The 22,945-nt window shown below is 62.2% G+C and carries 23 protein-coding genes; 8 read left to right on the top strand and 15 right to left on the bottom strand.

Annotated features, from left to right (window positions below):
- Positions 1-2 precede the first annotated feature (2 nt).
- Both CR103_RS17050 and cls read left to right on the top strand, forming a co-directional pair.
- Positions 3-2,090 (top strand): site-specific recombinase, encoded by a 2,088-nt coding sequence (locus CR103_RS17050; RefSeq protein ID WP_099917141.1) that lies wholly within the window; start codon positions 3-5, stop codon positions 2,088-2,090.
- Positions 2,091-2,101: 11 nt separating this feature from the next.
- Positions 2,102-3,499, top strand: a complete 1,398-nt coding sequence (cls, locus tag CR103_RS17045) for a cardiolipin synthase (protein ID WP_099917140.1) — start codon at positions 2,102-2,104, stop codon at positions 3,497-3,499.
- Positions 3,500-3,569: 70 nt separating this feature from the next.
- On the opposite strand, the gene CR103_RS17040 is transcribed toward cls, so the two are convergent.
- Genes CR103_RS17040 through CR103_RS17030 form a run of 3 tightly spaced genes read right to left on the bottom strand, consistent with a single transcriptional unit; the run spans position 3,570 to position 6,109 of the window.
- Positions 3,570-4,397, bottom strand: coding sequence for a metallophosphoesterase family protein (locus CR103_RS17040; RefSeq protein WP_099917139.1), 828 nt, complete (start codon positions 4,395-4,397; stop codon positions 3,570-3,572).
- Positions 4,398-4,425: 28 nt separating this feature from the next.
- Positions 4,426-5,388, bottom strand: coding sequence for a diacylglycerol/lipid kinase family protein (locus CR103_RS17035; protein WP_229443332.1), 963 nt, complete (start codon positions 5,386-5,388; stop codon positions 4,426-4,428).
- Positions 5,375-6,109, bottom strand: coding sequence for a phosphatase PAP2 family protein (locus tag CR103_RS17030; RefSeq protein ID WP_099917138.1), 735 nt, complete (start codon positions 6,107-6,109; stop codon positions 5,375-5,377). Before CR103_RS17030 ends, CR103_RS17035 begins: the two co-directional genes overlap by 14 nt.
- A 133-nt stretch (positions 6,110-6,242) precedes the next feature.
- On the opposite strand from CR103_RS17030, the gene CR103_RS17025 reads away from it, so the two are divergent.
- Together CR103_RS17025 and CR103_RS17020 are read left to right on the top strand one after the other, a co-directional pair.
- Positions 6,243-6,455 carry a hypothetical protein gene (locus tag CR103_RS17025; protein ID WP_099917137.1) on the top strand — a complete coding sequence of 71 codons (213 nt, stop codon included), beginning with the start codon at positions 6,243-6,245 and terminating at the stop codon, positions 6,453-6,455.
- A 132-nt stretch (positions 6,456-6,587) separates the two neighbouring features.
- On the top strand, positions 6,588-7,595 hold the full coding sequence (locus CR103_RS17020; RefSeq protein WP_099917136.1) for a sulfate ABC transporter substrate-binding protein: 1,008 nt from the start codon (positions 6,588-6,590) through the stop codon (positions 7,593-7,595).
- 229 nt (positions 7,596-7,824) lie between these two features.
- On the opposite strand, the gene CR103_RS22830 is transcribed toward CR103_RS17020, so the two are convergent.
- Complete coding sequence (locus CR103_RS22830) at positions 7,825-8,001, bottom strand: hypothetical protein (RefSeq protein ID WP_180279438.1); 177 nt, start codon at positions 7,999-8,001, stop codon at positions 7,825-7,827.
- 168 nt (positions 8,002-8,169) lie between these two features.
- Between CR103_RS22830 and CR103_RS17010 the strand changes: the two genes are divergently transcribed.
- Entirely contained in the window at positions 8,170-9,057 is an 888-nt protein-coding gene (locus CR103_RS17010) for a dienelactone hydrolase family protein (RefSeq protein ID WP_099917135.1), read from the top strand.
- Between the two features lie 50 nt (positions 9,058-9,107).
- Here CR103_RS17010 and CR103_RS17005 read toward each other — a convergent pair whose 3' ends face one another.
- From CR103_RS17005 to CR103_RS22825, 7 genes are all read right to left on the bottom strand, one after another.
- Entirely contained in the window at positions 9,108-9,557 is a 450-nt protein-coding gene (locus CR103_RS17005; protein ID WP_099917134.1) for a hypothetical protein, read from the bottom strand.
- A gap of 55 nt (positions 9,558-9,612) precedes the next feature.
- On the bottom strand, positions 9,613-10,422 hold the full coding sequence (locus CR103_RS17000; protein WP_099917133.1) for a response regulator: 810 nt from the start codon (positions 10,420-10,422) through the stop codon (positions 9,613-9,615).
- A 60-nt stretch (positions 10,423-10,482) separates the two neighbouring features.
- Positions 10,483-12,570: a hybrid sensor histidine kinase/response regulator gene (locus CR103_RS16995; protein ID WP_307719719.1), complete on the bottom strand. Its 2,088-nt coding sequence runs from the start codon at positions 12,568-12,570 to the stop codon at positions 10,483-10,485.
- 276 nt (positions 12,571-12,846) lie between these two features.
- Complete coding sequence (locus CR103_RS16990) at positions 12,847-13,575, bottom strand: Crp/Fnr family transcriptional regulator (protein WP_099917131.1); 729 nt, start codon at positions 13,573-13,575, stop codon at positions 12,847-12,849.
- A gap of 119 nt (positions 13,576-13,694) precedes the next feature.
- Positions 13,695-14,558, bottom strand: coding sequence for a porin (locus CR103_RS16985; RefSeq protein ID WP_099917130.1), 864 nt, complete (start codon positions 14,556-14,558; stop codon positions 13,695-13,697).
- Positions 14,559-14,664: 106 nt separating this feature from the next.
- Positions 14,665-15,813 carry a sensor histidine kinase gene (locus tag CR103_RS16980; RefSeq protein ID WP_099917129.1) on the bottom strand — a complete coding sequence of 383 codons (1,149 nt, stop codon included), beginning with the start codon at positions 15,811-15,813 and terminating at the stop codon, positions 14,665-14,667.
- Between the two features lie 218 nt (positions 15,814-16,031).
- A complete protein-coding gene (locus tag CR103_RS22825; RefSeq protein ID WP_180279437.1) occupies positions 16,032-16,205 on the bottom strand; it encodes a hypothetical protein in 174 nt (57 codons plus the stop codon).
- Positions 16,206-16,405: 200 nt separating this feature from the next.
- Between CR103_RS22825 and CR103_RS16975 the strand changes: the two genes are divergently transcribed.
- Positions 16,406-16,786, top strand: a complete 381-nt coding sequence (locus CR103_RS16975) for a hypothetical protein (protein WP_099917128.1) — start codon at positions 16,406-16,408, stop codon at positions 16,784-16,786.
- 22 nt (positions 16,787-16,808) lie between these two features.
- Here the strand turns inward: CR103_RS16975 and CR103_RS16970 are convergent, their stop codons facing one another.
- Positions 16,809-18,431 (bottom strand): ATP-binding protein, encoded by a 1,623-nt coding sequence (locus CR103_RS16970; RefSeq protein ID WP_099917127.1) that lies wholly within the window; start codon positions 18,429-18,431, stop codon positions 16,809-16,811.
- 19 nt (positions 18,432-18,450) lie between these two features.
- Positions 18,451-19,128 (bottom strand): alpha/beta hydrolase, encoded by a 678-nt coding sequence (locus tag CR103_RS16965; RefSeq protein WP_099917126.1) that lies wholly within the window; start codon positions 19,126-19,128, stop codon positions 18,451-18,453.
- Positions 19,129-19,419: 291 nt separating this feature from the next.
- On the opposite strand from CR103_RS16965, the gene CR103_RS16960 reads away from it, so the two are divergent.
- Together CR103_RS16960 and CR103_RS16955 are read left to right on the top strand one after the other, a co-directional pair.
- Positions 19,420-20,892, top strand: coding sequence for a tyrosinase family protein (locus tag CR103_RS16960; RefSeq protein WP_099917125.1), 1,473 nt, complete (start codon positions 19,420-19,422; stop codon positions 20,890-20,892).
- Between the two features lie 202 nt (positions 20,893-21,094).
- Entirely contained in the window at positions 21,095-21,433 is a 339-nt protein-coding gene (locus tag CR103_RS16955) for an ATP-binding cassette domain-containing protein (RefSeq protein ID WP_099917124.1), read from the top strand.
- 509 nt (positions 21,434-21,942) lie between these two features.
- Here CR103_RS16955 and CR103_RS16950 read toward each other — a convergent pair.
- Entirely contained in the window at positions 21,943-22,212 is a 270-nt protein-coding gene (locus CR103_RS16950; RefSeq protein WP_099917123.1) for a hypothetical protein, read from the bottom strand.
- 382 nt (positions 22,213-22,594) lie between these two features.
- The coding region (locus CR103_RS16945) for an IS66 family transposase (RefSeq protein ID WP_143752658.1) at positions 22,595-22,945 on the bottom strand (351 nt) is incomplete at its 5' end.

The raw sequence follows: 22,945 nt of genomic DNA, 5'->3' as shown, positions 1-22,945 counted from the left end.
TCATGCTTTCCATACTAAAGCGCATCTCCCCCGACAGCGGATCCATCGGCCAGCTTGCCGACCTAGTCGACAAGCTGCGCCCCGCGCACCCCGGCCAGGGCACCATCAGCGCCGCCAACGTCAACAACTTGTTGCAGCTACTTGAGCACCGTCCCGACCTCGCGGCACGGCTCGGCGCTTCCATTTGCATGCTGCTGCAACAACGCCGCCACGCCAGCCTGTACAGCGACATCGGCATCCTGTCGAACGACGGCTTCGTTTCTGAACTGAAGCGCCGCATCGTTTACCGCTTCCTGCCGCCTGCGCTCGACGATAGCTACCTCAGCGACGCCATCGACGAAATGCTGTCCTGCGACAGCGACTACCGCTGGGTCAACGCGGTACCGACCGCCGACTGGCTCGCGCTGGTCGACGTGATTACCGCCGCCACCCCGCCCGATCTGCGCGCCGGCGCGCGGCATACGCTGGTGCTGGGCATGCTGGAAGCGATCCGCACCCTGTCGTGCCGGGTCTGCGCGCTCGGCCTCGAACCGCGCCTGGTGCGCGGCAATCGCGCCATCGAAACCTTCGCTTCGCCGTTCCTGATGCAAAACATCGAAGCCAACACTTACCTTGACGCCTATGGTGCGATGCTGGCCGGGGGCGACAAGGCGCCGGAACCGGCGCGCCACCTGCTCGTCATGCTCGACCAGTGCGAAGCGGCGCTCGGCAAGATCCGCAAGAACGCCGCCAGCGACGGCACCAGCGTGGCGCTGACCTATGTACTGGTAGCGCTGACCCAAAGCATCGACCGCCTGCGCAAGCTGCTGTTTTTGGTCGACATCAGCGGCGAGCTGCCAAGCGCGCCGACGGTGGACCTGATCGCCGCCGCCACCGAAGCGTCACCGCCCGCGGCGCCGCCAACCACCCTGCGCCGCGCCGGCGCCATCACCCTGGCGCAGGAACTGGTCGAAGCACACAACACCAAGTATGAAGTGGCGAACTTGTTCGCTGACAATATCGACTTGTTGGCGCGCAACGTGACGGAAAACGCCAGCCGCACCGGCGAACATTACATCGCCGAAAAGAGGACCGACCTGCGCAACATGTTCCTGTCGTCGGCCGGCGCCGGCGTCATCGTCGCCATCATGGCCTTGTTCAAGACGCTGCTGTCCCACCTGCGTAGCGCCCCGCTGGTGGAAGCCTTCCTCTTCAGCATGAACTATTCGCTCGGTTTCATTCTGATCCACACGTTGCACTTGACGATTGCCACCAAACAGCCGGCGATGACGGCGGCGCGCATCGCCGCCGGCCTGTCGAGCACGGACGGCCGCCATATCGACCTCGACAACATGGCCGAGCTGGTCAACAAGGTGTTCCGCACCCAGTGCTTCGCCGTACTGGGCAACCTGGCCACCGTGCTGCCTGTCGCCTGGATCATCGCCACGCTGTGGCACACCGTCAGCGGCGCCCACCTGGTGAGCCCCGCCAAAGCGATGCAGATGCTGCACAACATCGATCCTTTCGATAGTCTGGCGCTGGTGTACGCGGCGATTGCCGGCGTTTGCCTATTCCTGGCCGGCCTGATCTCCGGTTACTACGATAACAAGGCCTTGTACACCCGGATGGCGCAACGGGTCAGGCAACTGCGCGGGTTGGCCGGCCTGCTCGGCCAGGCCCGGCGGGACCGGCTGGCGGTGTACGTCGAAAACAATCTTGGCGGCCTGATGGGGAACTTCTATTTCGGTGTCCTGCTCGGCACCATGGGCACCCTCGGCTACCTGCTTGGCTTGCCGCTCGACATTCGCCATGTAACATTTTCAGCCGCAAGTTTCTCAACGGCGCTCGTTGGACTCAATCATGATGTAAGCTGGCAACTAGCGGTCACATCCGTAGCAGGATTCCTGACCATCGGCGCGGTCAACCTGCTGGTCAGTTTTTCGCTGGCGCTGTGGGTGGCGCTACGGGCCCGCAAAATTCGCTTCAAGCAAGGCATCCGCCTGTTGCGCGCACTGGGACGGCGCTTCATTGCCGCCCCGATCGCGTTTTTCATCGGGCCCAGGGATTTGCCGCCGGGCCAGGCTTTCGTGGAACCACAAAAAAAACTGTAGACGGGGCTGTGATGCGTAAAACGAGCTATGGCAAATGGTTAGCCTTCGCCACCCTGGCGCTGGCGTCCTGCGCCAGCCTGCCCGAGGTCGGCGGAAACATGGCGGCGGCGGCGGCCAAGGCCAGCCCGACCGTCGCCACGCCGAAAGGCGTGCTGCAGGCGAAACAGGCCGCCGCGCTGCTGGCGCGGCGCTGGGCCCGTGCGACGCCCGACATGAAGGCGCTGGCGATACTGGAAGAAGCGGCCACCGGCGTGCCGCTGATCGCCGGCAACAAAGTCAGCCTACTGTTCGACGGCCCCGCCACCATGAAGGAAATGATGGCGGCGGTGCGCGACGCGAAGTCCAGCATCAACCTCGAAACCTACATCTTCGACCAGGATCGCGTCGGCATCGAGTTCGCCGACCTGCTGATCGAACGGCGCCAGCAAGGCATTCTCGTCAACGTGCTGTACGACGCCGTTGGCACTTTCGGCACGCCGCAAGCGTTCTTCGAGCGCATGCGTGCAGCCGGCATCACGTTAGTCGAGTTCAACCCGGTCAACCCGGCTGCGCGCAAAGGCAAGTGGGAACTGAACAACCGCGACCACCGCAAGCTGATGGTGGTCGACGGCAAAATCGCGTTCACCGGAGGCATCAACATCAGCAGCACCTACGCCGACAGTTCCTTCTTCGGCTCGCGCCGCACCCCGAACAAGGAGGACGGCAAGAAGGTCGGCTGGCGCGATACCCATATCAAGGTCGAAGGGCCGGCCGTGGCTGCGCTGCAATGGTCATTCGTTAATAACTGGGTGCGCCAGGAAGCCGGCGAGCTGTCCGAAGCGGCCTCCGAAACGACCTATTTCCCGCCCCTGGCGCCGGTCGGCGACAAGGTCGTGCGGGTGCTGGCGAGCGATCCGGGAAAAGGCTTCGAAATCTACAAGTCGCTGGTGCTGGCAATCCAGGAATCGAAGAAGAGCGTCCACATCACGTCGGCCTATTTCGTACCTGACCAGCAGATCGTCGATGCGCTGTGCGCCGCCGCCAGGCGCGGCGTCGACGTGCGCCTGGTGCTGCCGGGCGTGACCGACCATGGCCTGGTGCTGCACGCCGGGCGCGCGTTCTACGACCAGCTGCTGGCCAACGACGTCAAGATCTTCCACCTGCAAGTGGCGGTGCTGCACGCCAAGACGGCGGTAATCGACGGCACCTGGTCGACCATCGGCTCGGCCAACATCGACCGCCGCAGCTTCATCCACAACTATGAACTGAACGTCATCGTGCTCGATTCGGCCTTCGGCCAGGACATGGAAGCCGCATTTTCCGAAGATTTGCGCGACTCGAAACCGGTCAGCCGCGAAGAATGGAGCCGCCGGCCGTGGTCCGACCGCTTAAAAGAATGGGCAGCGCGCCTGACCGAGTACTGGATATAGGAATCAGGGGTCCTCGGGTTCAGACCCCGGTTCTTCCTGGTTTTTCTTTGCCAGCTCTGGCCCTTTTTCTTTAAATCAGCAACCCCCCACCATGCGCCGCCCACCTCCCGCGGCTGCGCGCAAACGACTCGGTCGAGATTTTCGAAAACCGCGCGGCCTGCACGTCCCAGCTATAGCGGTCGACTTCGACCCGTGCCGGCTCGACCCGGATCGCGTTGAAGGAATTGACTTCGCCGCGCGCGCGCGTCGAGGTGGCGGTGCCGGCCTGGATCACCAGCGCCGCGTACTCGCTGAACGGGTAGCGTTCGGCGGTACTGTCGGCGTGGCTCAGGTGCAGGTGGCCGGCCAGCAGCAGGTCGACGCCGCACTCGGCGAACGCCGCCATTGCCATCGGCGCGCGCTCGACCAGGTCGGCGTCCTTGGCGTTGCGCGGCAGGTCGAACGGGTGATGGGTGACGACGATGCGGGTGATGGCGGGGTCGAGCCCGGCCAGTTCCTGGTGCATCTTGGCTACCTGTTCCTTGTTGATGCGGCCGTCCTTGAACGTGAGCGAACGCGCCGTATTTATTCCCAGCACGGCGATTTCGCCGTCGACGTGGATCGGGTCGAGATCGTCGGTGATGTAGCGTTTGTAGCGCTTGAGCGGCTGCACGAAGCGGCGAAACACGTTATACAGCGAAATGTCGTGGTTGCCCGGCACGATAATCTGCGGCCCCGGCAAGGTATCGAGGTAGGCCCGCGCCGCGCCGAACTCCGCGCTCTTGGCGCGCTGGGTCAGGTCGCCCGACACCACCACCACGTCGGGCCCGATGGCCTCGATCTGCTCGCGCAGCGGCGCCAGCAGCGCATCGTCGACACGGCCGAAATGCAGGTCGGATAAATGAACAAGTGTACGCATGGTGCTTGCTGCTCTCCCGGGTGTTGATTCAGGTGTCGATTTCGGTGTTGGCTATTGCGGGAACGATGACGGCCAGCGCTCGCGGGCGAATCCGGTAGCGCAGCGGTGTCGCCATGACGGTCACCTCGCCGTCGGTGGCGACCCGCAAGCGTCGATGGCGCGTCCTGATGTCGAATTGATCGGACAGCATAACGTCGAAGTCGCGCTCCTGCGCCAGATGGCCCCGCAGCGCGCGCCAGGCGAAGCGAATCAGGCCGAGCCGGCCAGGGCGCTGCGCGACGTACAGGCTGAGCACGCCGGCGTCCAGGCGCTGGCGCTCGCCGATCGCCAGGCCCTGCATGGTGTATTCGTTATTGCCGATGAAGACGAACGGCGTCCTGCGCGCATGCTGCCGGCCATCGACGCCGACGCCGACGCCGACGTCGAGGAAAGGAAAGCGGCGCAGCACCGCCACGGCTGCCCACGCCGCCGCCAGCCATTTGCCACGCCCTAACCGGTGCTGCTGTTTTTCGCGGTCGCGCACGATGTCCGGATACAGGCCGAGGCTGGAATTGTTGATAAAAATCCGGCCGTTCACTTCGCCGACGTCGATCTCGATGCGCCTGCCCTCGGCGACGTTGCGCACCGCCTCGTCGAGCTCGAGCGGAATGCCGAGGTCCTTGGCGAAATGGTTCAAGGTGCCCAGCGGCAGCACGCCGAAATCCACCCCGCTGCCGGCCATCACCGACGCCACCGCATTGATGGTGCCGTCGCCGCCGCCGGCAACGACCACTTGCACGCCATCGGCGATCGCCTTGCGCGCCGCCGCGATCATGTCCTCGCCGTTTTTCGCCAGCGTGACGTCGGCCTCGCAGCCGTAGCCACGAAATTTCGCCCGCAGCTCGCTCGCTGCGTCGTCGCCATGGCCGGCGCCGGCGCTGCCATTGATGATCACTGCAATGCGTTTCAGGTCGATCTCCTTGGGCTCATCCTCTTGCTCATTGGCGGACACTGCCCCTGCCCCTGCCCCTGCCCTGGCGGCGCCGACGCAAGGTCGAGATCGCGGTGATGGAAACTGCCAGCCACGCACTCGCTGACGCTGTCGCCGCCAACACGTCCGACAGGTAGTGCACGCCCAGGTACATCCGGCTGGTACCGACCACCCCCACCATCAGGCAGGCGCAAGCGGCAATCAAACCCCGCGCGCGCCAGCTGCGATGGTGAACCCACAGCCAGCATGCCAGCAAACCGTACAGCAGCGCCGCGTTTGCCGTATGTCCGCTGGGAAAGCTATACGTCGACAAGGTCAGCAGCGGGTTGTCGAAACTCGGCCGCGCACGCTGAAAAACATACTTTAGCAGCACGTTCAATAACATGCCGCCCGGCAGAGCCACCAGGGTCGTGATCAGCCAGTAGCGCTGGTGCGACAAATAAAACCAGGCCGCCAGCATCAGCCCCAGGATCGGGGCGCCGGCCATGCCGTGGATGTGCGTGATGAACAGCATCACCTGCGTCATCGGGTGACTTGCGTTGGCGTGGAACCAGTGCGCGATTGTCACGTCGAGGACCGTCAGCGCCTCGTGGTTGACAACTTCTTCGGCGATGCCGCCGAACAGCCATGCCGCGCAAACGATCAGCACGCTGCCTACCGTCAGGTGGAGCCCGGTTTCGCCTTCAGGCGACAGGCGCGCGGCGAGGAATCGATGCAGCCGGGGGAACAATAAAGCAGACATTAATCTAAGGCCCTTGGCGAAAAAACCACAGTTTCAAGAATTACTGTTTATTCGTACAGTTACTGTGTATTCATACAGTAGTTATGCTATTCTGGACTCTCTGGATTAACAAAAAACCAAAAAGGAAATCGTCATGACAGTCCTGAACAGCTCTTTCGGCGTGCAATACGCACCGACCCCTTTCATGCTCCGCTTCGGCCGCCGCGAAGTGTTGGTCACCCGCGATTTCCGCAAGCGTTTTTATGCGGTCAACCCGTTCATCGAATGCGATACCGGCGTCGAGCCAGGCCACCTCGAAGTGTTGCTGATGCGCCGCTGGCTGCTGATCCTGTCAAAGGCGCACTAGCCTGCTGCTGCTACTGCTGCTGCAACAACAACATTACGGATCAAAAAACAGATATCGACAACTGATTTCATTCCTTCCATTTCGGAACCGAGGGATTTACGCTACCGCTTTCCTCTTCCCGAAAGAAACGAGATGTTGCTTAAAAAACTGAGCCAGTCGATGGTCGCCATTGTACTGCTGGCAGGAGCTGCATCCGCCGCCGATATCACGCTGCTCAACGTGTCGTACGACCCGACGCGCGAACTGTACCAGGACTTCAACGCCGCCTTTGCCCGCCAGTGGAAAGCGAAGACCGGCGACAGCGTCAGGGTCAAGCAATCGCACGGCGGCTCCGGCAAGCAGGCGCGCTCGGTGATCGACGGCCTCGAAGCCGACGTCGTCACGCTCGCGCTCGCCAGCGACCTCGATGCTATCAGCGAACGCGCTCTTCTCGCGCGCGAATGGCAGAAACGGCTGCCGCACAACAGCGCGCCGTACACCTCGACGATTGTGTTTTTGGTCCGTAAAGGCAACCCGAAAGGCATCAAGGATTGGGCCGATCTGGTCAAGCCGGGCGTGTCGGTGATCACGCCCAATCCAAAGACGTCGGGCGGCGCGCGCTGGAACCACCTGGCCGCGTATGGCTACGCGCTCAGGCTGCCGGGCGGCTCGGAAGCGAGCGCGCGCGACTTCATCGGCAAACTGTACCGCAACGTCCCCGTGCTCGACTCCGGCGCGCGCGGCGCCACCACCACCTTCGTCGAGCGCGGCATCGGCGACGTGCTGCTGGCGTGGGAAAGTGAAGCCTTCCTGGCAATCAAGGAACTCGGTCCGGGCAAGGTGGAGATCGTCGCGCCGTCGGTCAGCATCCTGGCCGAGCCGCCGGTGGCGGTGGTCGACAAGGTCGTCGACAAGCGCGGCACCCGCAAGGTGGCCGAAGCTTACCTGCAATACCTGTACAGCGACGAAGGCCAGGAAATCGCCGCCAAGCACTACTATCGCCCCGCGGTCGACAAGTTCGCCAAAAAATATGTGAACCAGTTTTCGAAAATCAAACTGTTTACCATCGATGACGTGGCGGGCGGCTGGACCAAGGCGCAAAAGGCCCACTTCGCCGACGGCGGCGTGTTCGACCAGATCTACCAGCCGGACCGTAAATAGACGGCAAAGCGGCGCGGCCACCGCCAAACTTTGCAGCCTGCCTGCGCCGCACGCCGCACGCCGAGCCGAGAAACAGCAGCGCGATGACGACACCGACTGCGATGTCCGGCCAACGAGACTGGAGCAGGCAAGCCGCACCCGCGGCCCCGAGCACAGCGCCGTTGGCAAACAAGTCGTTGCGCGAACACAGTTAGGTGGAGCTCATGTTCAAGTTGTCGCCGCGGTGACTTTACAGCATGGCGAAACACACCAGGTTCGTTGCCGGGGCGGCCGCGCCGACCACGCTCATCATGCCGCTGCTGGGCATGATCAGGGCGTTGACTACCAGCACCACCCAGAGGACGTGGGCCTGGGTTTCCCGCATCGCCGTCAGCGCACGGCGTTTGCTTTCACAGCAATCACTCATTCTTGATGCCTTCATCCCGGGTAATTCGGACCGGCAAAACAAACCCATGCGCAATGCGGCCCGCCTGGCTGCCCAACTTGACATGTGCGGCAACAAGCCGGTAACCGGGTTATCATTAATCCATGCCCGACATCCAGGCCCACCCCAATATCCAAGGAACTGCACGCGATGACACGACTGACCGCCAACGACTTTGATCCTGAAGTATTAAAATTGTTTGACCAGTACGTGCATGGTCAGCTCGACCGTCGCGGTTTCCTGTCGCAGGCCGGACGCTACGCCGTCGGCGGCGCGACCGCTGCCAGCCTGCTGGCCACGTTGTCGCCCAGCTTTGCGGCCCAGCAGGTGGCAGCCGCCGATCCACGTATCAGGGCCAGCTTTGTCGAGTATCCCTCGCCGCAAGGCAATGGTACCTTGCGCGGCTACCTGGTGCAGCCGGCTAACACCAAAGGCAAGTTGCCGACCGTGCTGGTGGCGCACGAGAACCGCGGACTCAACCCGCATATCGAAGACATTACGCGCCGGCTGGCGCTAGACGGTTTCATCGCCTTCGCGCCCGACGCGCTGTTCCCGCTGGGAGGCTATCCGGGCGACGAAGACAAGGCGCGCGCGCTGTTTGCCAAGCTCGACCAGCTGAAAACCCGGGCCGATTTCGTCGCCGCGGCGCAGGTGCTGAAGGCCCTGCCGAACGGCAATGGCAAAGTCGGCGTGGTGGGGTTCTGCTGGGGCGGCGGCATCGCCAACTACCTGGCAACTGTCATGCCCGACCTGGCGGCGGCGGTGCCGTTCTACGGCGTCCAGGCGCCGGCCGTGGACGCCGCCAAGATAGAAGCGCCGCTGATGGTGCACGATGCCGAAAAGGATGAGCGGATCCGGGCCGGCTGGCCGGCCTACGAGGCGGCGTTGAAAGCGGCCGGCGTGCGCTACCAGTACTTTGTCTACGCTGGCACCGAGCACGGGTTTAACAACGACACGACGCCACGTTACGACGAGGCGGCCGCCAAACTGGCGTGGCAGCGCACTGTCGATTTTTTCAAGAAGCATTTGGCCGCGTAACCATCGAGAGAACTGAACGGCCAGGCAGCGCGCTATCGAAGCGCGCCGCCTTATTTTCGTTTTATGCCCTTGTCACCCTTCGGTGGGCTGCTGGCCAGGAAGTCAATGTCCTCATCGGTCAAGGCGACGTCGCCAAGCGACTGGATCGAATCGGTGTCGATGTCGATGTCGGCGTCATTGCGCGCCGACGTGTCGCGCCCGGCGCTGGCGCGTTCGCCGGTGCCGCCGGAGTCGGTGTCGCTGTCGAGATCAACGTTGCCGATGTCTGCACCGGCGCTGTCAAGCCCGCTGCCGGTTTCGCTGTCCTCGCTGGTACCGCGTTCGAGGCCGGGCTTCTGGTCGTCATCGATGCCCAGCGCAAAGCCGGGGCCGCCCACCACGTCGCTGCCGGAGTCGGACGTGTCGCTCGGGCCGAGTGCGCCGGTGCCGTGGCCGCTGCCGAGGTTGCGCTCTGGTGGTGCCGGAAAGTTGTCCGGATCAAGTGTGCTGGTGCCGCTCATGTCGTCTCCCAAACGTTGCGTGAAACCCAAGTTGGAAGCATAACGAATTTCCCGATTATCTGGCGCGCTCCATGCGTTCCGTCACATCCATGCCGACGCCGCGAAAACCGGTGAAACGGCTGCTGGCGTCGAACATCGGCTCGCCGCTGACCTGCAGGTACTGGATGCTGCCGTCGGCCAGGGTGCGGCTGTAGATCAGGTCGAGGAAAGCCTGGCGATTGGCAATGTTGTCGTCGAGGATGGCGTGCTGTTCCGGATTCCACCCTTCGGCGACGCCGGCGTCGCCGATCCCGAGCATTTCGCGCACCGGCCCGGAACTCTGGGTCAGGTTGCCGTCGGCATCCTGCTCCCAATACCAGTCGGACGACAATTCGGTGAAGCGCTGGAAACGCGCTTCGCTGGCGCGCAGCTCGGCGGTGCGCTCGAGCACGGTCTGCTCGAGCACCTTGTTGTGATTGGCCAGCTTGCGGTACAGCAGCCGCACCTCGAGCATGTTGTGGATGCGCGTCTGCACTTCCACCAGGTCGAACGGCTTGCTGACGAAGTCCTTGGCGCCGGCTTTCAGCGCGCGCAGCTTGTGGCCGGGCTGGGCGGTGATGACCAGCACCGGCAGGTAGCCGTCGGTTTCGATTTCCTTGAGCGCCTCGATCACCTGGAAGCCATCCATGTCCGGCATTTGCAAGTCGAGCAGGATCAGGTCGTAGCGGTTGGCGCGGTGCAGTTCCAACACGGCGCGCGGATCCTGCGTGCTGGTGATGTTGGTGTAGCCGACGTTGCGCAGCACCTGCTCGAGCAGCATCACGTTCGCTTCCAGGTCGTCCACGATCAGGACACTGGCATTCAGTATTTCGCAGGCTTCAAGCATTTGGTATTCCCAGAAAAATCATCGACGTGCTTTTCAATGCCGTCATTGCTGTCATTGCCATCATTGGCCCGGCTCGGCCGACGCCGCCAAGCTGTGCGCGTCGGCGTGACGCAGCGCGACGTCGAGCGCATCCATGAATTCGCGCACCCGGATCGGTTTGGTGAGGTAGCGGAAGAAGCCTGCCTCCAGCCCTTTTTCGATATCGCGCGGCACCGCGTTGGCCGACAGCGCCAGTACCGGGATGTGAGCGGTGAGCGGGTCTTCGCCGAGTATCTTGAGCGCGCCGTAGCCGCTGATGCCGGGCAGGTTAATGTCCATCAGGATCACGTCGGGCAGGTAGGCGCGCGCCAGTTCAATGCCGAGGTGGCCGTCGATGGCGGTAAGCAGCTTGAGGTCGCCGCGGCGGGCGATCAGCTGCTCGACCAGCGCCAGGTTGGCGGGGTTGTCTTCCACGTACAGCAGTGTCGGCTGGTCGGGCGGCTGGCGTGCTTGGCCGCGCCGCTCCAGCAAACCATCGTCGATGTTGTCGAGCAAGAGAGACGGCACCGCCGCGGCGTCGAACTCGACCCAGAACACGGTGCCGACGCCGACGCTGCTTTCGACGCCGATCCGGCCGCCCATCAGTTCGACCAGCTGCTTGGTCACCACCAGGCCGATGCCGGTGCCCTCCTCCGCGCCTTGTTCCTGGCCGATGCGGTTAAATGGCTGGAACAGCTGCTCGAGCTGGGCCGGCGCCAGGCCCGCGCCGGTATCCTTGACAGTAATGCGTACCCGGTCCTTGCCGCTGACCACGCATTGCACGATCACCGAGCCGCCGGTGGTGTTGTATTTGACCGCGTTCGACAGCAAGTTGATCATCACCTGCTTGACGCGGGTGCGGTCGGCGTGGATGAAGAACAGGTTGTCGACCTGCGGGAACGTCAGCGTGATGCCGCGCTTGGCAGCCTGCGGCTCGATCATGCCGCGACAGTCGAGCAGCACGTCGGTCAGCGACATCGATTCCTGCGACATGGTGACCTTGCCCGATTCGATCATCGCCAGGTCGAGAATTTCGTTAATCAGGCGCAGCAGGTACCAGCCGCCCTTGAGGATCTGGTTGATCGAGCGCTGCTGGTGCTGGGCCGGCGCCGGCACTTCCGACGCCATCAACTGGGCGAAGCCGAGTACCGCGTTGAGCGGCGTGCGCAACTCGTGGCTCATGCTCGACAGGAATTCGGACTTGGCGCGGTTGGCCTTCTCGGCGGCGCCCTTGGCCGCTTCGAGCGCCGTGTTGGTCTCGAGCAGCGTGTCTTCGAACTGCTTGCGGTCGGTAATGTCGCGCGCCGCCGCGAACACGCCTTGCAGCTTGCGGTCGCGGTCGTGGAAGGTGGTGGCGTTGTACGACACTACCGTGTGCTTGCCGTTGAGGGACAAGGCGGTCAGCTCGTAGTTGGTGACCTTGCCCTGGCGCAGCACGCGGGCGATGGCCTCGTCGGCCCGCTCCGGCTCGGTGAAATACGTCTTGAAAGGCGCGCCGATCATCTCGTCGCGGGTGCGCCCGGTCAACTGTTCCATCTGGCTGTTGACGTCGCTGATAATGCCGCGCGGGTCGGTGGTAATCAGCGCATCGATGTTCGATTCGATCAGCGAGCGGGTATAGAACTGCTGGTCGCGCAGGCGCTGGTCAAGCAGGGCCTGCTCGGCCTCGACCTGTTTGCGCGCCGTGTTGTCGGTGCCGATCAGCAGGTAGCCGATGACTTTGCCGGCGGCGTCGCGCAGCGCGGTGACCGACACCAGCGCCGGGAAGCGGGTGTTGTCGGCGCGGATGTAGGTCAGCTCGTAAATATCCTCGATGCCGCGCGACGCTTTGTACACCAGCGCTTCGAAGCCCGGCCGGATCGGCGTTTCGAATTCGGCGGTAAGGGCGGCGGCGCGCGCGATCAATTCCCCCGCATCCGAAATATTGGCCGGCGTCAGCTTGTCGATGACGCTGGCAGCCACGTAGCCGAGCATGCGCTCGGCGCCGACGTTGAAAATCTGGATCACGCCCTGAGCGTCGGTGGCGATGCTGGAAAAGTTGGCACTGTTAAAAATCGCGTCCTGCAGCGCGCCGGTCTTGAGCAGCGGCGCTTCCATCATCGCCCGCTGTTGCGCCGTGCGCAGCCGCATTTCGAACTGGACCTTGTAGAACAGCAGCGCCAGGAACAAGGACAGCAGGATGATGCTGGTCTTGATCAGGTTGACGGCACCGGGCGACTCGACCACGTACGACAGCGCGATACCGCCGACCAGCAGCAGCACCGCGAAGGTGGCCACGAAGCCGATCAGCATCAGCCTCTCGACCGGGGAATTTTTTAACATGACTTTTTCACAATCTTTTAGCTTCCACTGTTCCGACAAAGAGCGCTAGCCTCGGCTCCACAAGGTGACGGCAAACCTGCGTCGTCAGGCAGCTTGGCGGTGGCGCACGTCCGACAGCAGTCGCGCAAATTCTTTCTTGACCACTTGGTAGCACTCGCAGACGTCCTGCTCCAGCCCTTTGCGGTCGAGCACGGTGATGTGGCCGCGCCGGTAGCTGATGTAACCGTAGCTTTGCAGGCGGCCGGCGGCCTCGGTGACGCCTTCGCGCCGCACGCCGAGCATGTTGGCGATCAGCTCCTGCGTCATCGTCAATTCCTTCGGCCCGAGGCGGTCGAGCGTCAGCAGCAGCCAGCGGCACAATTGCTGCTCGACCGTGTGGTGGCGGTTGCACACCGCCGTCTGCGACATCTGCGTCAGCAGTGCCTGGGTGTAGCGCAGCAGCAGGCGCATCAAGGGGCCGGCGCGGTCGAATTGTTCCAGCAGCACAGCGGGCGGCATGCGGTAACCGAAGCCGCCGGTCTGCACCACCGAACGGCTCGGGGTGCTGTCGCCGCCCATGAACAGCGTCACGCCGAGCATGCCTTCATTGCCGACACCGGCGATCTCCGACGAGCCGCCATTTTCCAGCAGGTAGTGCAGCGAGATGATCGAGGTGGTCGGAAAATAGACGTACTGCTGCTTGTCGCCCGACTCGACCAGCACGTCGCCCAGCTTCATGGGAACCAGTTCGAGGTGCGGGAAAATGCGGTCATATTCAACCTCCAGCAAGGCTGCCAGGAGATGATTTTGATTTGGGTCTTGCTTGCTAGACATACCAATTCGCCCGCTTTCGGAGAGGATCGACAGGGTACCACGGTGCCCCTGCTCTCTACCCGAATATATTGCACACTAGAACCAAGGTCCGTTCGGTACCGAACATAGCACCCCAGCGTTCAAAATCCGTGGCGCATTCCCAGGTTCAGTGCCGACGCACCCGCCCCGCGCGGCCCGGCGTAGCCGGCGCCGTCGCGGTTGGTGATGCGCGAATACGACGCGTAGAAATCGGTGCGGCGCGTCAAGCTATAGCTGGCGCCGACGGCGAACTGGTTGGCGTCGCGGTTCGCCAGGTCGCGGTCGTTTTTGCGGATGTAAGAAGCGAGCAAGGTCGCCGGCCCGCACGGCAGCGCCAGGCCGACCAGCACATCGCGGCTGTCGGTTGACAGCGTCGATGCCATCGATGCGCTGTACGGATCGTCAGGGTTGAACAAAGGCGTGCTGCCGAGGCCGCGAGTGACGCTGTAAGCGGCGTACGCCGTGGCGCTGCCGAAGCGCAGGTTGGCGGCCAGGATCGAGTTTTTCGCGTCCAGGCGGTTGCCCATCGGCATCGCCGGCGCCACCGGCGCCACGTTGCGGTTCTGGTGGGCCGCGCGGATCGTCAGCGGCCCGTGTTCGACGCCGACCGAAACCCCCAAGGCGCGGTTGCCGGAGCCCGTGCTGGAGCGCGCGTCGGCGCCCCACGAGGCGCCCGCGGACACGCCGCGCACTTGCCGGCCGTCGACATTGATGCTGTTGTCGACCTGGCGCCCCGTGCCGCCCTTGAACGGGGCGCCGGCCTCGGTGAGCGCGATGGTGTCGAGATCATGCTGGCGGCCCACGGTGACGGTGCCGTGATTGCCAGTCAAACCGGCATAGGCCTGGCGGCCGAACAGCAGCCCACCCTGGCCGGCCGCGCTTTGGTCCGCGCTTTGGTCCGCGCTCTGGGCGAAAGCGCTGCCAACGGCGACAACGAGGGCGACAACAAGGACGGCTGGGTTCATGACAGTGCTCCGGGCCAGGCGCAAACGCGTTCACATGGACGTTAACCGCTTCTATTGTCCGCCGATCTGTCGGCCAGCCCACGTACCGGGCACAACATTTCGCATGTTATCGCGGACCCGGCTTGCCGCTCGAATTGTTGCGTGGCAAACGTACGGTAAAGGTCGTGCCCTGCATCTCGCTCGAACTGACGACGATGGTGCCGCCGTGCGCCAGGGCGATCTCGCGAGCAATGAACAGGCCCAGGCCAAGGCTGGTGCCGGGGCGCGCGTCGCCTTCGGCCGGCAATTGGATCAGCGGGCGGAAGATCGACTGCAGCGAATCGGCCGGGATGGTGTTGCCCTGGTTGGTCACCTCGATGATGACGGTGTCGGCGTCGGCGCGCGCGCGCAGCAGCGCCGGCGCCGACCTGCCGCCATATTGGGCCGCATTGATCAGCAGGTTGGTCATCAGCTGGTGCATGCGCACACCATCGTACTGGCCAACGAGGTCGCCAACCAGCGCGACGTCGAAATCGCTGCCCGGATGGGTCGCCAAAGCATCCTCGACGGCAGCTTCGCAGATGGGCCGCAGGTCGGTGTCAAGCAGCATGGTGGGCATGCCGGCGCCGAGCTGGGTGCGGGTGTAGCCGATCAGGTCGTCGACCATGATGCTCATCAGGCGGGCGCAGCGTTCGATCCGCAAGCCGATGGGGCCGACCTGCGCCGCCGGCGTCGCTTCGCTCATCAGCAGCTGGCCGGCCATCGACAGCGTCGACAGCGGCGCCCGCAAGTCGTGGCCGAGCACCGCCAGGAACAGTTCGCGGGTATGGTCGGCACGCGCCGAATACGTCACCACCGACTCGGCCAGCGCCTGGTCGATCGATTCGTTAAAGCGCACCATCTCGTCGTTGGTGGAGCTCGACATGGTGCTCACCTGCGGCAGCCACAGGCGCAGCACGGTGGCGCGCAGCGCGCGAAATTCGGCGCTCAGCTGGACCAGCGAAAAATTACTGTCGTGCCGCAAGCCGCCATGGATCGACGCCGCGCTCGCCGCGCCCTCCGGCTCCGGCGCCAGTCCCTGCGATTTCTGCAGTTGCTCTTGCGCGTTCTGGCGCGTCCTGATGTCGAGCACGATGGCCGTCAGGATGCCCTTGGCATGGTCGCGCAGCGCCAGCGGCGACATCTGGCTCGCCGCCGGCTCCAGCGTGGTGGCAAACGCTTCCCACTCCGACAATATGCAGTCCATGTTCTCGGTGATGAAGGTGGCAAGTTTCATTGGGACTTTCGTTAATTCGTTTGGCATTGTATGCCGGAATCTACTCTTTTCCCGGAAACTTCCTGCCGCGGATCACTCCACGCAACGCCTCTGGTAAGCGCCTGCTGCCAATCCTGATCGGACGCTGCGAAGTGGTCCGGATGCACGATCGTGCCTCAGCCGTCGCCCGCCAGTTGCTCGACACTGCTGCCCGCATAGTCGAACACCCGGCCGTTGAATTAGTTCAGCTTGCCGTCGGCGGTGACAGTCCGCATCTGGTCCGGCATCGCCTGGGCCAGGGTGCGAAAGCGCAACTCGCTGGCGCGCGCGCGCCGCCAGGAACCGCACCGACAACCGCTCGCCCGAGAGGCGCCGTGCGCGCGCTTCGAACGCCCGGCCGATGGCCGGCACATGCACGTCGAAGTCCGTTGCCTCGCCCGTGGCCAGCACGCGGGCATAGGTATCGACCAGCGACTGCGGCATGCCTTTGATCTATGGCGCACCGCGCCACGCCAATCGGCTTGGTGTTCGGTACCGAACAGACCCGACAGGCCGCCGGCGTCATCCTCACTGCATTACAATTCCCCCATTTGATTATTTACCGAGAGCGACCATGACCACCGATCCAAGCACCAACGAACTGAGCGCAGACCAGGCCCACATCAGCGACGCTGCCGCGAACAATATCACCCGTCACGAATGCCACGCCGAACTGGCTGCCTTCGTCGACGCCCTCACCATGCAACGCCCGGTGCCGGTCGAAAAAGTAGCCAAGTTGCTCGAACACAGCATGAAGGATTCGATGACGGCCAGCACCAGCCTGATCGAAGACCAGATGCGCCTCGACCATTGGGATGTCGACCTGGCCGCTGGCGAGACGCTGGGCGCGTTGGCTTACCGCGCCCAGCGCTTCCTCGAAACCCCGGAAGGCGTGCGCCTGTACAATTTTTTCGCCAAGACCTACGCCAAGACCACTGGCGAAGTGTACGACTGACTTCCGGCGGCGGCGAATGCCGTCACGTGTAGCCGCGAAACAGCGCGCACACCCTGAACGCTTCGGCCGAAGGAGCGACCTGTTTCGCCTTGCAATAACGGGTCACCAGTTTCAGCAACTCCTTCATGTCGCGTCCGCTCGCGTTCGGATACGCCGTCGTCAGCGCCTCGATCAGTTCGTCCGGCAGGTCCGCGCCGAACTGGTCGGCCAGCAATTTCCACAGCCGCATCGCGTCCGGTTTGGGCGGAGTTTCGTAATGGATCGTCGCGATGCAGCGCGACAGGATCGCATCGTCGACGTCGCCGACCCGGTTGGTCGTCATGAACAGCAGGCCGTCGAAATACTCGAGCGTGCGCAAGAATTCCGCAACGATGGCGTTATGTTCGAGGTCGTTATCGCGCCGGCGGATGTAGACGTCGGCTTCGTCGAGCAGCAAAATCGCTTCCCAGCGCATGGCGCGCCGCAGGATGCCCGAGAGCGTTGCGCCGACCGAGGCCGCCGTCGTCCCGAGCTGGCCGGAATGCACGCGAAACAAAGGCTTGCCCACCACTTCCGAATAGATTTCCGCGGTCAAGGTTTTGCCAAGTCCGGGCGCACCCTGGCAAAGAATCGTCGTGCCGCCCGATTTGCCGGGCACAAAATCCTGCACGAAAACGTTCATGTTCGACGTCAGGATGTCGATCAAATCCTGGTGATGATGGGGCAGCACCAGCTTGTCGCGCAATTCGGGCTGGTAGCGGTACTCGGTCATGTGCTGCACGTGCACCCAGATAGTGCGGTGCCACTCGAGATGAAACAAGTGCACGTAGCAATGCAGCGGAATGGTGTCGAAACCGGTGGCGACGCCGGCATCGCGCCAGAAATCGGCGTCGCTGACAATCTCGAAGCGCCGCTCCAGGGTTTCCTCATCGTTGACGCAGCGCGCGGTCGTGCCGTTGCCAATGCGCGTCAATTCGGCGCCGCCTTTATCGTCGACGGTAAACGCCGCTTTCGTGACGACGAACTGCGCGCCGAAGCGCGGCTGAAAGCGCAGGAAGCGCTGCGCGTGCCCCGCGTATTCGGCCTTGAATTCCCCGCATTCCTTGAAGAACCCGACCTCGGCCAGTAATTCGGGAATCGTGCGGTTGACGATGTCGTGACGGTTAATGACGAGCGACGTCGTCATGCCTGAGCGGCGTTGGTGATGTTCGGTGCGCTCGGAATTGGCCGACTGCATCGTGTTGGCCAGCATGTGAACGACAACATAGGGCATGCCCTGCTCCGGCTCGACGTAACGCAGCCGATGCACCAGCCACGGCACCAGGGTGCCATCCTTGTTGCGCCGGTACAGCCAGCCGTCGATAGCATCGCGGGCCAGATACGCCACCAGCCCCGGCACCAGTTGTTCCAGCGACGGGATGGTGCGTGCCTGCGGCGCGTTACGGATATTATCGAGCGCCAACATCTGGAATATCAACCCGCGCTCGTCCTGCGCCTTGCTCAGTGCGTACAAGGTATTGAGCGCATGTCCATCGAACAATGTGCTCGACACAATCATGTTGCCGTGACAGATGCCGTGCTCGTTCAACAGTGTTGCCAGCTTCGACCCTGGTTCAAGCATCCCGTGCAAGGTACGTGCCAGCGGCTCCGGTATTTCAAAGTCCATTTACAGCACTCCCATTGGCTTACCTGAGAAAAAATTCGACCGCCAGGCCGATAATGGCCGGTTCGATCACGTGCAAACCGTTGAATTCGACATACTGCACGGCATAGCCGGCGCTCTTCAATTTGGCGGCGTTGGCCCGCCCGCTCGTCCCGATCGGCAGTTGCTCATCGACCAGGCCATGCGCGATGAATATGTCAGGCGTACCTTCCTGCGTAAAGATCGACATGAAGCCGCCGGAGAAAGCGACGACGTGGCTGGCGACGTCGCCATTCGTAATGCCGGTCGACAGCGCATAGCTGGCGCCATCGGAAAATCCGCCGAACGCCAGGTGAGCGCGGTCGATGCGGTAACGCGAAGTGACTTCGACCAGCGCCCGGTGCAAGCGCTCGAGGTCAGGACCGTGGCCGCCGATCACGATGTCCCAGGTCGCGAACATCGAATGCGGCGCCAGGACCAAAAACTTGTGGCGCTCGGCATGTTCTTCAAGGAACGGCAGTACTTTCTCGGGAAACCCGCCGGCGCCATGAAACATCACGAACAGCGGCACTTGCGCGTGTTCGTCGAGACCGGTGGGCACGAAGAGCACGGCGTCGCGGTCGGCGGCGATGCCGAGGCGGTTGCGGCCGGGGGGCAAGCGGCTTCGGCTCGGCTCGGCGGGCGTGAACGAGAGGCGGCCGAACAGGGAGGGGTCGAGCATGGCGGGAACCGTAGCTGGGTGCGGGGCACAATGGCTACCATTATGCAATAAATCGAATCAGGGTGGGGGTAAGGAAACCTGGCAACGGCTTTGGCAAAAGCAGACGTTCAAAAAGCTGAATAGTTCGCCGTGCTCGCGGATATTCCAAACTGCAATTAGTTTATCCGAAGAATAAAAATCGATCTAGCCTTGGCTTTGTGCCATCTCAACCGCACCAATTGAAAAAATATTAAGGTTATTGATTGCGAAACCCAAAACAGAGATATTTAAATACTTTCTTGGAGATATCGAATGTCCTTTCAACTTCATAACCGTCGTACGTTTATTAGGACTTCAGCATCTGCTGCCGTGCTATTTTCCATTCCGCATCTCGGCTTTGGCCAGACCGCCACCGCCATCCGGCTTGAATGGCAACAGTTTAAAAACACGTCGCAATATGCATCTTTTCGAAACGCAGTGGGCTTGATGAGGGCGAACAATAATGCTGCCAGTCCGTCATCCTGGGCATACTGGACCAATGTCCATGTAAATCAATGTCCGCACGGCACTCCATATTTTCTAGCCTGGCATCGTGGTTATCTGTATTATTTTGAGCAGCAGTTGCGCCTCGTTAGCGGCGACAAGTCGCTCTGTGTACCGTACTGGGACTATTACAAATTTCCAGATATCCCGGCGGAGTTTACCGACCCATCCACAGGCAATCCCTTGTATATGCCGCGCACCGGCACCAATGTCTACAATGCCCTGACACTGGCGCCATTTGCTCCCGATGTCTGGAATTTCCAGCGCGGCACCACCAATGCATTCGAAACGAACATCGAGTCGGGACCGCATAATCCGGTGCATAACCTGATCGGCGGCGAAATGGCGAATATGACGTCGCCCCGCGACCCGATCTTCTATCTGCACCATGCCAACATTGACCGGCTCTGCCACGCGTGGGCCCTGCCTGATGGCAAAGGGATACCGGGCACCGCCAATCCGCATAGTGCCGCGACAAGCAGCCCCTACTGGGCAGGCGATTTTGCCTACGCGCCCGGCCTGACGATGCCGCGCTACCGAACTTACTATCCCGGCTGGCTGAACTTCGACTACAGCGACAACACGAAGCCGACGGCGCTTCCGGCGTTGGCGCAGGCAAACATGATGCAGGCCCAGGTGTCGCCAGTGCTGACCAACCTTGTGACCGGCAAGTTCGCCGCGACGGCTGCGAGCGCCGTTTCGGGCAAGCGCCGCTCACTGGGCGGGGTGGCCGAGGTGGTGCTTGCCGAATCGTCGGTCAGCGCGCGCTTGCCACTGTCCGCGTCGAGCCTGCGAATGCTGCAAGACACCATTACCGTGGCAGTCAAGCCGCCGCCACAGATCCCGCCTGACACGTTCCAGTCGGTCGTCGTGGTGCTGGATAAGCTGTTACTGCTCGGCAACGGCAAAAAAGGAGGGTATTACTACAAAATCTACATCAATCTGCCGTCTGTCGGCGATGCCGGAGATGGCAGCAGGCACTTCCTTGGCACGGTAGGTGCATTCGAAGTCGCCGGCGCCGCGCACCATGGGCCAGCCACGCTCGAGTACCAGGCCACCGAAGTGCTGGCGAAGCTCTCCGAGGCCGAGCTGCAGGATATCACCGTCTCCCTGGTGCGGGTCGGCGGCGAGAATGCGCCGCGCGGAGCGGTACTGAAGTTAGAGGAAGTACGGATCGAACTGTCGACCGACGCGCCGTGGGAACGCACTCCCCCAACCCGTCTGGGACCATGCTACTGCTGATTCGGCAAGTCAAGCGATGCCGAAAGCGAGGTGGTCAGCGTAACGCTCGCGCCCTACCGACATTTATGCATCCGCGCCGCGCGCCTCGAGCACGACGCGGTGGTGGTTTGGCAGCTTGTAGGTCGTGCTGCATATTACAGGGGCTGTCGACGGATGTCGGGCTGCTTGCGCCAGGCAATAAATCAGAGAATTTGTTGCCGTGATGGACCCGCTTGGATCGGGAAAATCGACGCTGCTCAATGTCCTGGGCGCGCTCGACCGGCCCGACGCTGGCCGCTACCGTCTCGGCAACGACGAAGTAGGCGAGCTCGACGATGACGCCGCCTCAGTCCTGCGCAACCGTCGCATCGGGTTTGTATTCCCGTCGTTCCACTTGCTGGCGCGCCTGACGGTGCTTGAAAACGTGTTGCTACCGCAGCGTATTGGCCTGGGTAACCGCCTCGATCACCGGCCCGGCGAGTTGTCCGGCGCCCAGCTGCAACGCGCAGCGATTGCGCGTGCCCTGTACCTCTCCCGGCGCACTTACGCCCGAAGCCGATAGGTGCTTGAATCACAATTCTTAAAAGCTATTAAAATGTCGCATGATAGATAAGCTTCATTGACATTTGGTGCGACGCACAATAAACTCGTCTTGTCTCCTCCGACTCCGATGGAATCGGACTTGGCCCGCACCTTGGTAGCGGGTTTTTTTTGACCAAAATGTTGAGCTGGTTGACGATGGTTGTATCGACAAGCTCTTCTTTGTGAGGCCATCACCTCGCGACGGAAATATTGAGGTATTTAACACCATTGCTGTCCCCGAATACAGCGCTTTTTCGCCCGCACGTCGCGCGAAATTCTCGTATCGGAAGATTTGTTGCACTGCCGCATGTTCGCAGCACTCATCTCGTGAATTTCACTACGATCCATTCATTTTTGGTGCAGAGCGGTCAGTCACCCAAGCTACAAAGACGCCTTCAATACGGCTGACATCTGTTTCCGGCAAGCGGTAATCGACCTGCGGCGCCTGGGCTGTACCGGCGCGGGTCTCTTGTACCGGGCGCATCGTCATCAAGCCATACACTTGCTGTCTGGGGATTGGGTGTGCAGTGAGCCTGAGCCGAAGCCTTGTGGTTGTAAGACCAAAGAGAATTGATTCAACGGGTTGTTTATCGCCGCCTCATGGACCCGTTTGGCCACGTCCGCATCGGCGCTTGGCATCGTGGATACAAACCGCCGCTTGTAGCTGGCCGTGAACTTACGGCGGCGCGCGACGGCGACAACCTCGGCACTCTCACGTTCATCATTTTGTTTTACCGCTGGCGACATCTGGTTTTCCATGTGATAGCAACTTCCTTAATTAGCTTGATGAAGTTATCTCACAGCAGTTTGACACAGGGGGGATACGGGATTTCCACGTTCCGCTTGCAAAAGTACGTCAACTTAGGCGCCTGCTGTTGGCCGGGAAGTGCATGGGTCACGAGGACGTATTTACCAGACGCCGCTCCCACCTCCGTTACCATTTTGGTTCAAGCGTAGTAGCCACTTCCGCTTGTCATGTGTTACGACCTTTATCGCAGATTCACTTGTGTTCGCCATATTGACTATCTAGCACTCATCCGGCGCGTGGCTGCCAGAAGGGTATGTCTCTTACGATTGATACCCCGCACCTTGCGATGCTTCGTTACGTTGTCAGGACCGCTCTTTATTCAGGTCCCTAGATTCATCCGGTGACACGGATGGTTCCCTCCTGTTGAAGTGAGAACAACTTCTGTAAGCGACTTCGTGTCGCAAGGTAGACCCACATATAGGACTGGTTTTGCGCGCGGCGCCCGTCTTCCTTGAGCACCTGCACCGTGGTTTCATCGCCGTGGATGACTGGGCAGGCCAGCAGGACGCGCCGCATGGCCTGGTACAGCGGCGCGAACAGCACGCCCGACTTGATGGCCCATTGCGACAGCGTGGTGCGCGCCACGTCCACCTCGCCGCGCAGCAAGACCTCGTGCAGGCGATACATGGGCAGGCCATCGGCGTACTTGGCGGTGAGTATCGTAGCCACCGTCGCCGGGCTGGC

The sequence above is a fragment of the Massilia psychrophila genome, assembly GCF_002760665.1.
In the GTDB taxonomy this organism is placed as follows: Bacteria; Pseudomonadota; Gammaproteobacteria; order Burkholderiales; family Burkholderiaceae_D; genus JAFCUW01.
This window is presented reverse-complemented; position numbering and strand designations above follow the sequence as displayed.

What these genes read in the sequence shown, in the direction of transcription:
- CR103_RS22830 (WP_180279438.1), bottom strand. Translation starts at nt 8,001, where the DNA reads ATGAGTGATTGCTGTGAAAGCAAACGCCGTGCGCTGACGGCGATGCGG.
- CR103_RS16950 (WP_099917123.1), bottom strand. Translation starts at nt 22,212, where the DNA reads ATGGAAAACCAGATGTCGCCAGCGGTAAAACAAAATGATGAACGTGAG.
- CR103_RS17020 (WP_099917136.1), top strand. Translation starts at nt 6,588, where the DNA reads ATGTTGCTTAAAAAACTGAGCCAGTCGATGGTCGCCATTGTACTGCTG.
- CR103_RS16955 (WP_099917124.1), top strand. Translation starts at nt 21,095, where the DNA reads ATGGACCCGCTTGGATCGGGAAAATCGACGCTGCTCAATGTCCTGGGC.
- CR103_RS17040 (WP_099917139.1), bottom strand. Translation starts at nt 4,397, where the DNA reads ATGCGTACACTTGTTCATTTATCCGACCTGCATTTCGGCCGTGTCGAC.
- CR103_RS17025 (WP_099917137.1), top strand. Translation starts at nt 6,243, where the DNA reads ATGACAGTCCTGAACAGCTCTTTCGGCGTGCAATACGCACCGACCCCT.
- CR103_RS17030 (WP_099917138.1), bottom strand. Translation starts at nt 6,109, where the DNA reads ATGTCTGCTTTATTGTTCCCCCGGCTGCATCGATTCCTCGCCGCGCGC.
- CR103_RS16960 (WP_099917125.1), top strand. Translation starts at nt 19,420, where the DNA reads ATGTCCTTTCAACTTCATAACCGTCGTACGTTTATTAGGACTTCAGCA.
- CR103_RS16990 (WP_099917131.1), bottom strand. Translation starts at nt 13,575, where the DNA reads ATGTCTAGCAAGCAAGACCCAAATCAAAATCATCTCCTGGCAGCCTTG.
- CR103_RS16980 (WP_099917129.1), bottom strand. Translation starts at nt 15,813, where the DNA reads ATGAAACTTGCCACCTTCATCACCGAGAACATGGACTGCATATTGTCG.
- cls (WP_099917140.1), top strand. Translation starts at nt 2,102, where the DNA reads ATGCGTAAAACGAGCTATGGCAAATGGTTAGCCTTCGCCACCCTGGCG.
- CR103_RS17000 (WP_099917133.1), bottom strand. Translation starts at nt 10,422, where the DNA reads ATGCTTGAAGCCTGCGAAATACTGAATGCCAGTGTCCTGATCGTGGAC.
- CR103_RS16985 (WP_099917130.1), bottom strand. Translation starts at nt 14,558, where the DNA reads ATGAACCCAGCCGTCCTTGTTGTCGCCCTCGTTGTCGCCGTTGGCAGC.
- CR103_RS17005 (WP_099917134.1), bottom strand. Translation starts at nt 9,557, where the DNA reads ATGAGCGGCACCAGCACACTTGATCCGGACAACTTTCCGGCACCACCA.
- CR103_RS17010 (WP_099917135.1), top strand. Translation starts at nt 8,170, where the DNA reads ATGACACGACTGACCGCCAACGACTTTGATCCTGAAGTATTAAAATTG.
- CR103_RS16995 (WP_307719719.1), bottom strand. Translation starts at nt 12,570, where the DNA reads ATGCGGCTGCGCACGGCGCAACAGCGGGCGATGATGGAAGCGCCGCTG.
- CR103_RS16970 (WP_099917127.1), bottom strand. Translation starts at nt 18,431, where the DNA reads ATGGACTTTGAAATACCGGAGCCGCTGGCACGTACCTTGCACGGGATG.
- CR103_RS16975 (WP_099917128.1), top strand. Translation starts at nt 16,406, where the DNA reads ATGACCACCGATCCAAGCACCAACGAACTGAGCGCAGACCAGGCCCAC.
- CR103_RS22825 (WP_180279437.1), bottom strand. Translation starts at nt 16,205, where the DNA reads ATGTGCCGGCCATCGGCCGGGCGTTCGAAGCGCGCGCACGGCGCCTCT.
- CR103_RS16965 (WP_099917126.1), bottom strand. Translation starts at nt 19,128, where the DNA reads ATGCTCGACCCCTCCCTGTTCGGCCGCCTCTCGTTCACGCCCGCCGAG.
- CR103_RS17050 (WP_099917141.1), top strand. Translation starts at nt 3, where the DNA reads ATGCTTTCCATACTAAAGCGCATCTCCCCCGACAGCGGATCCATCGGC.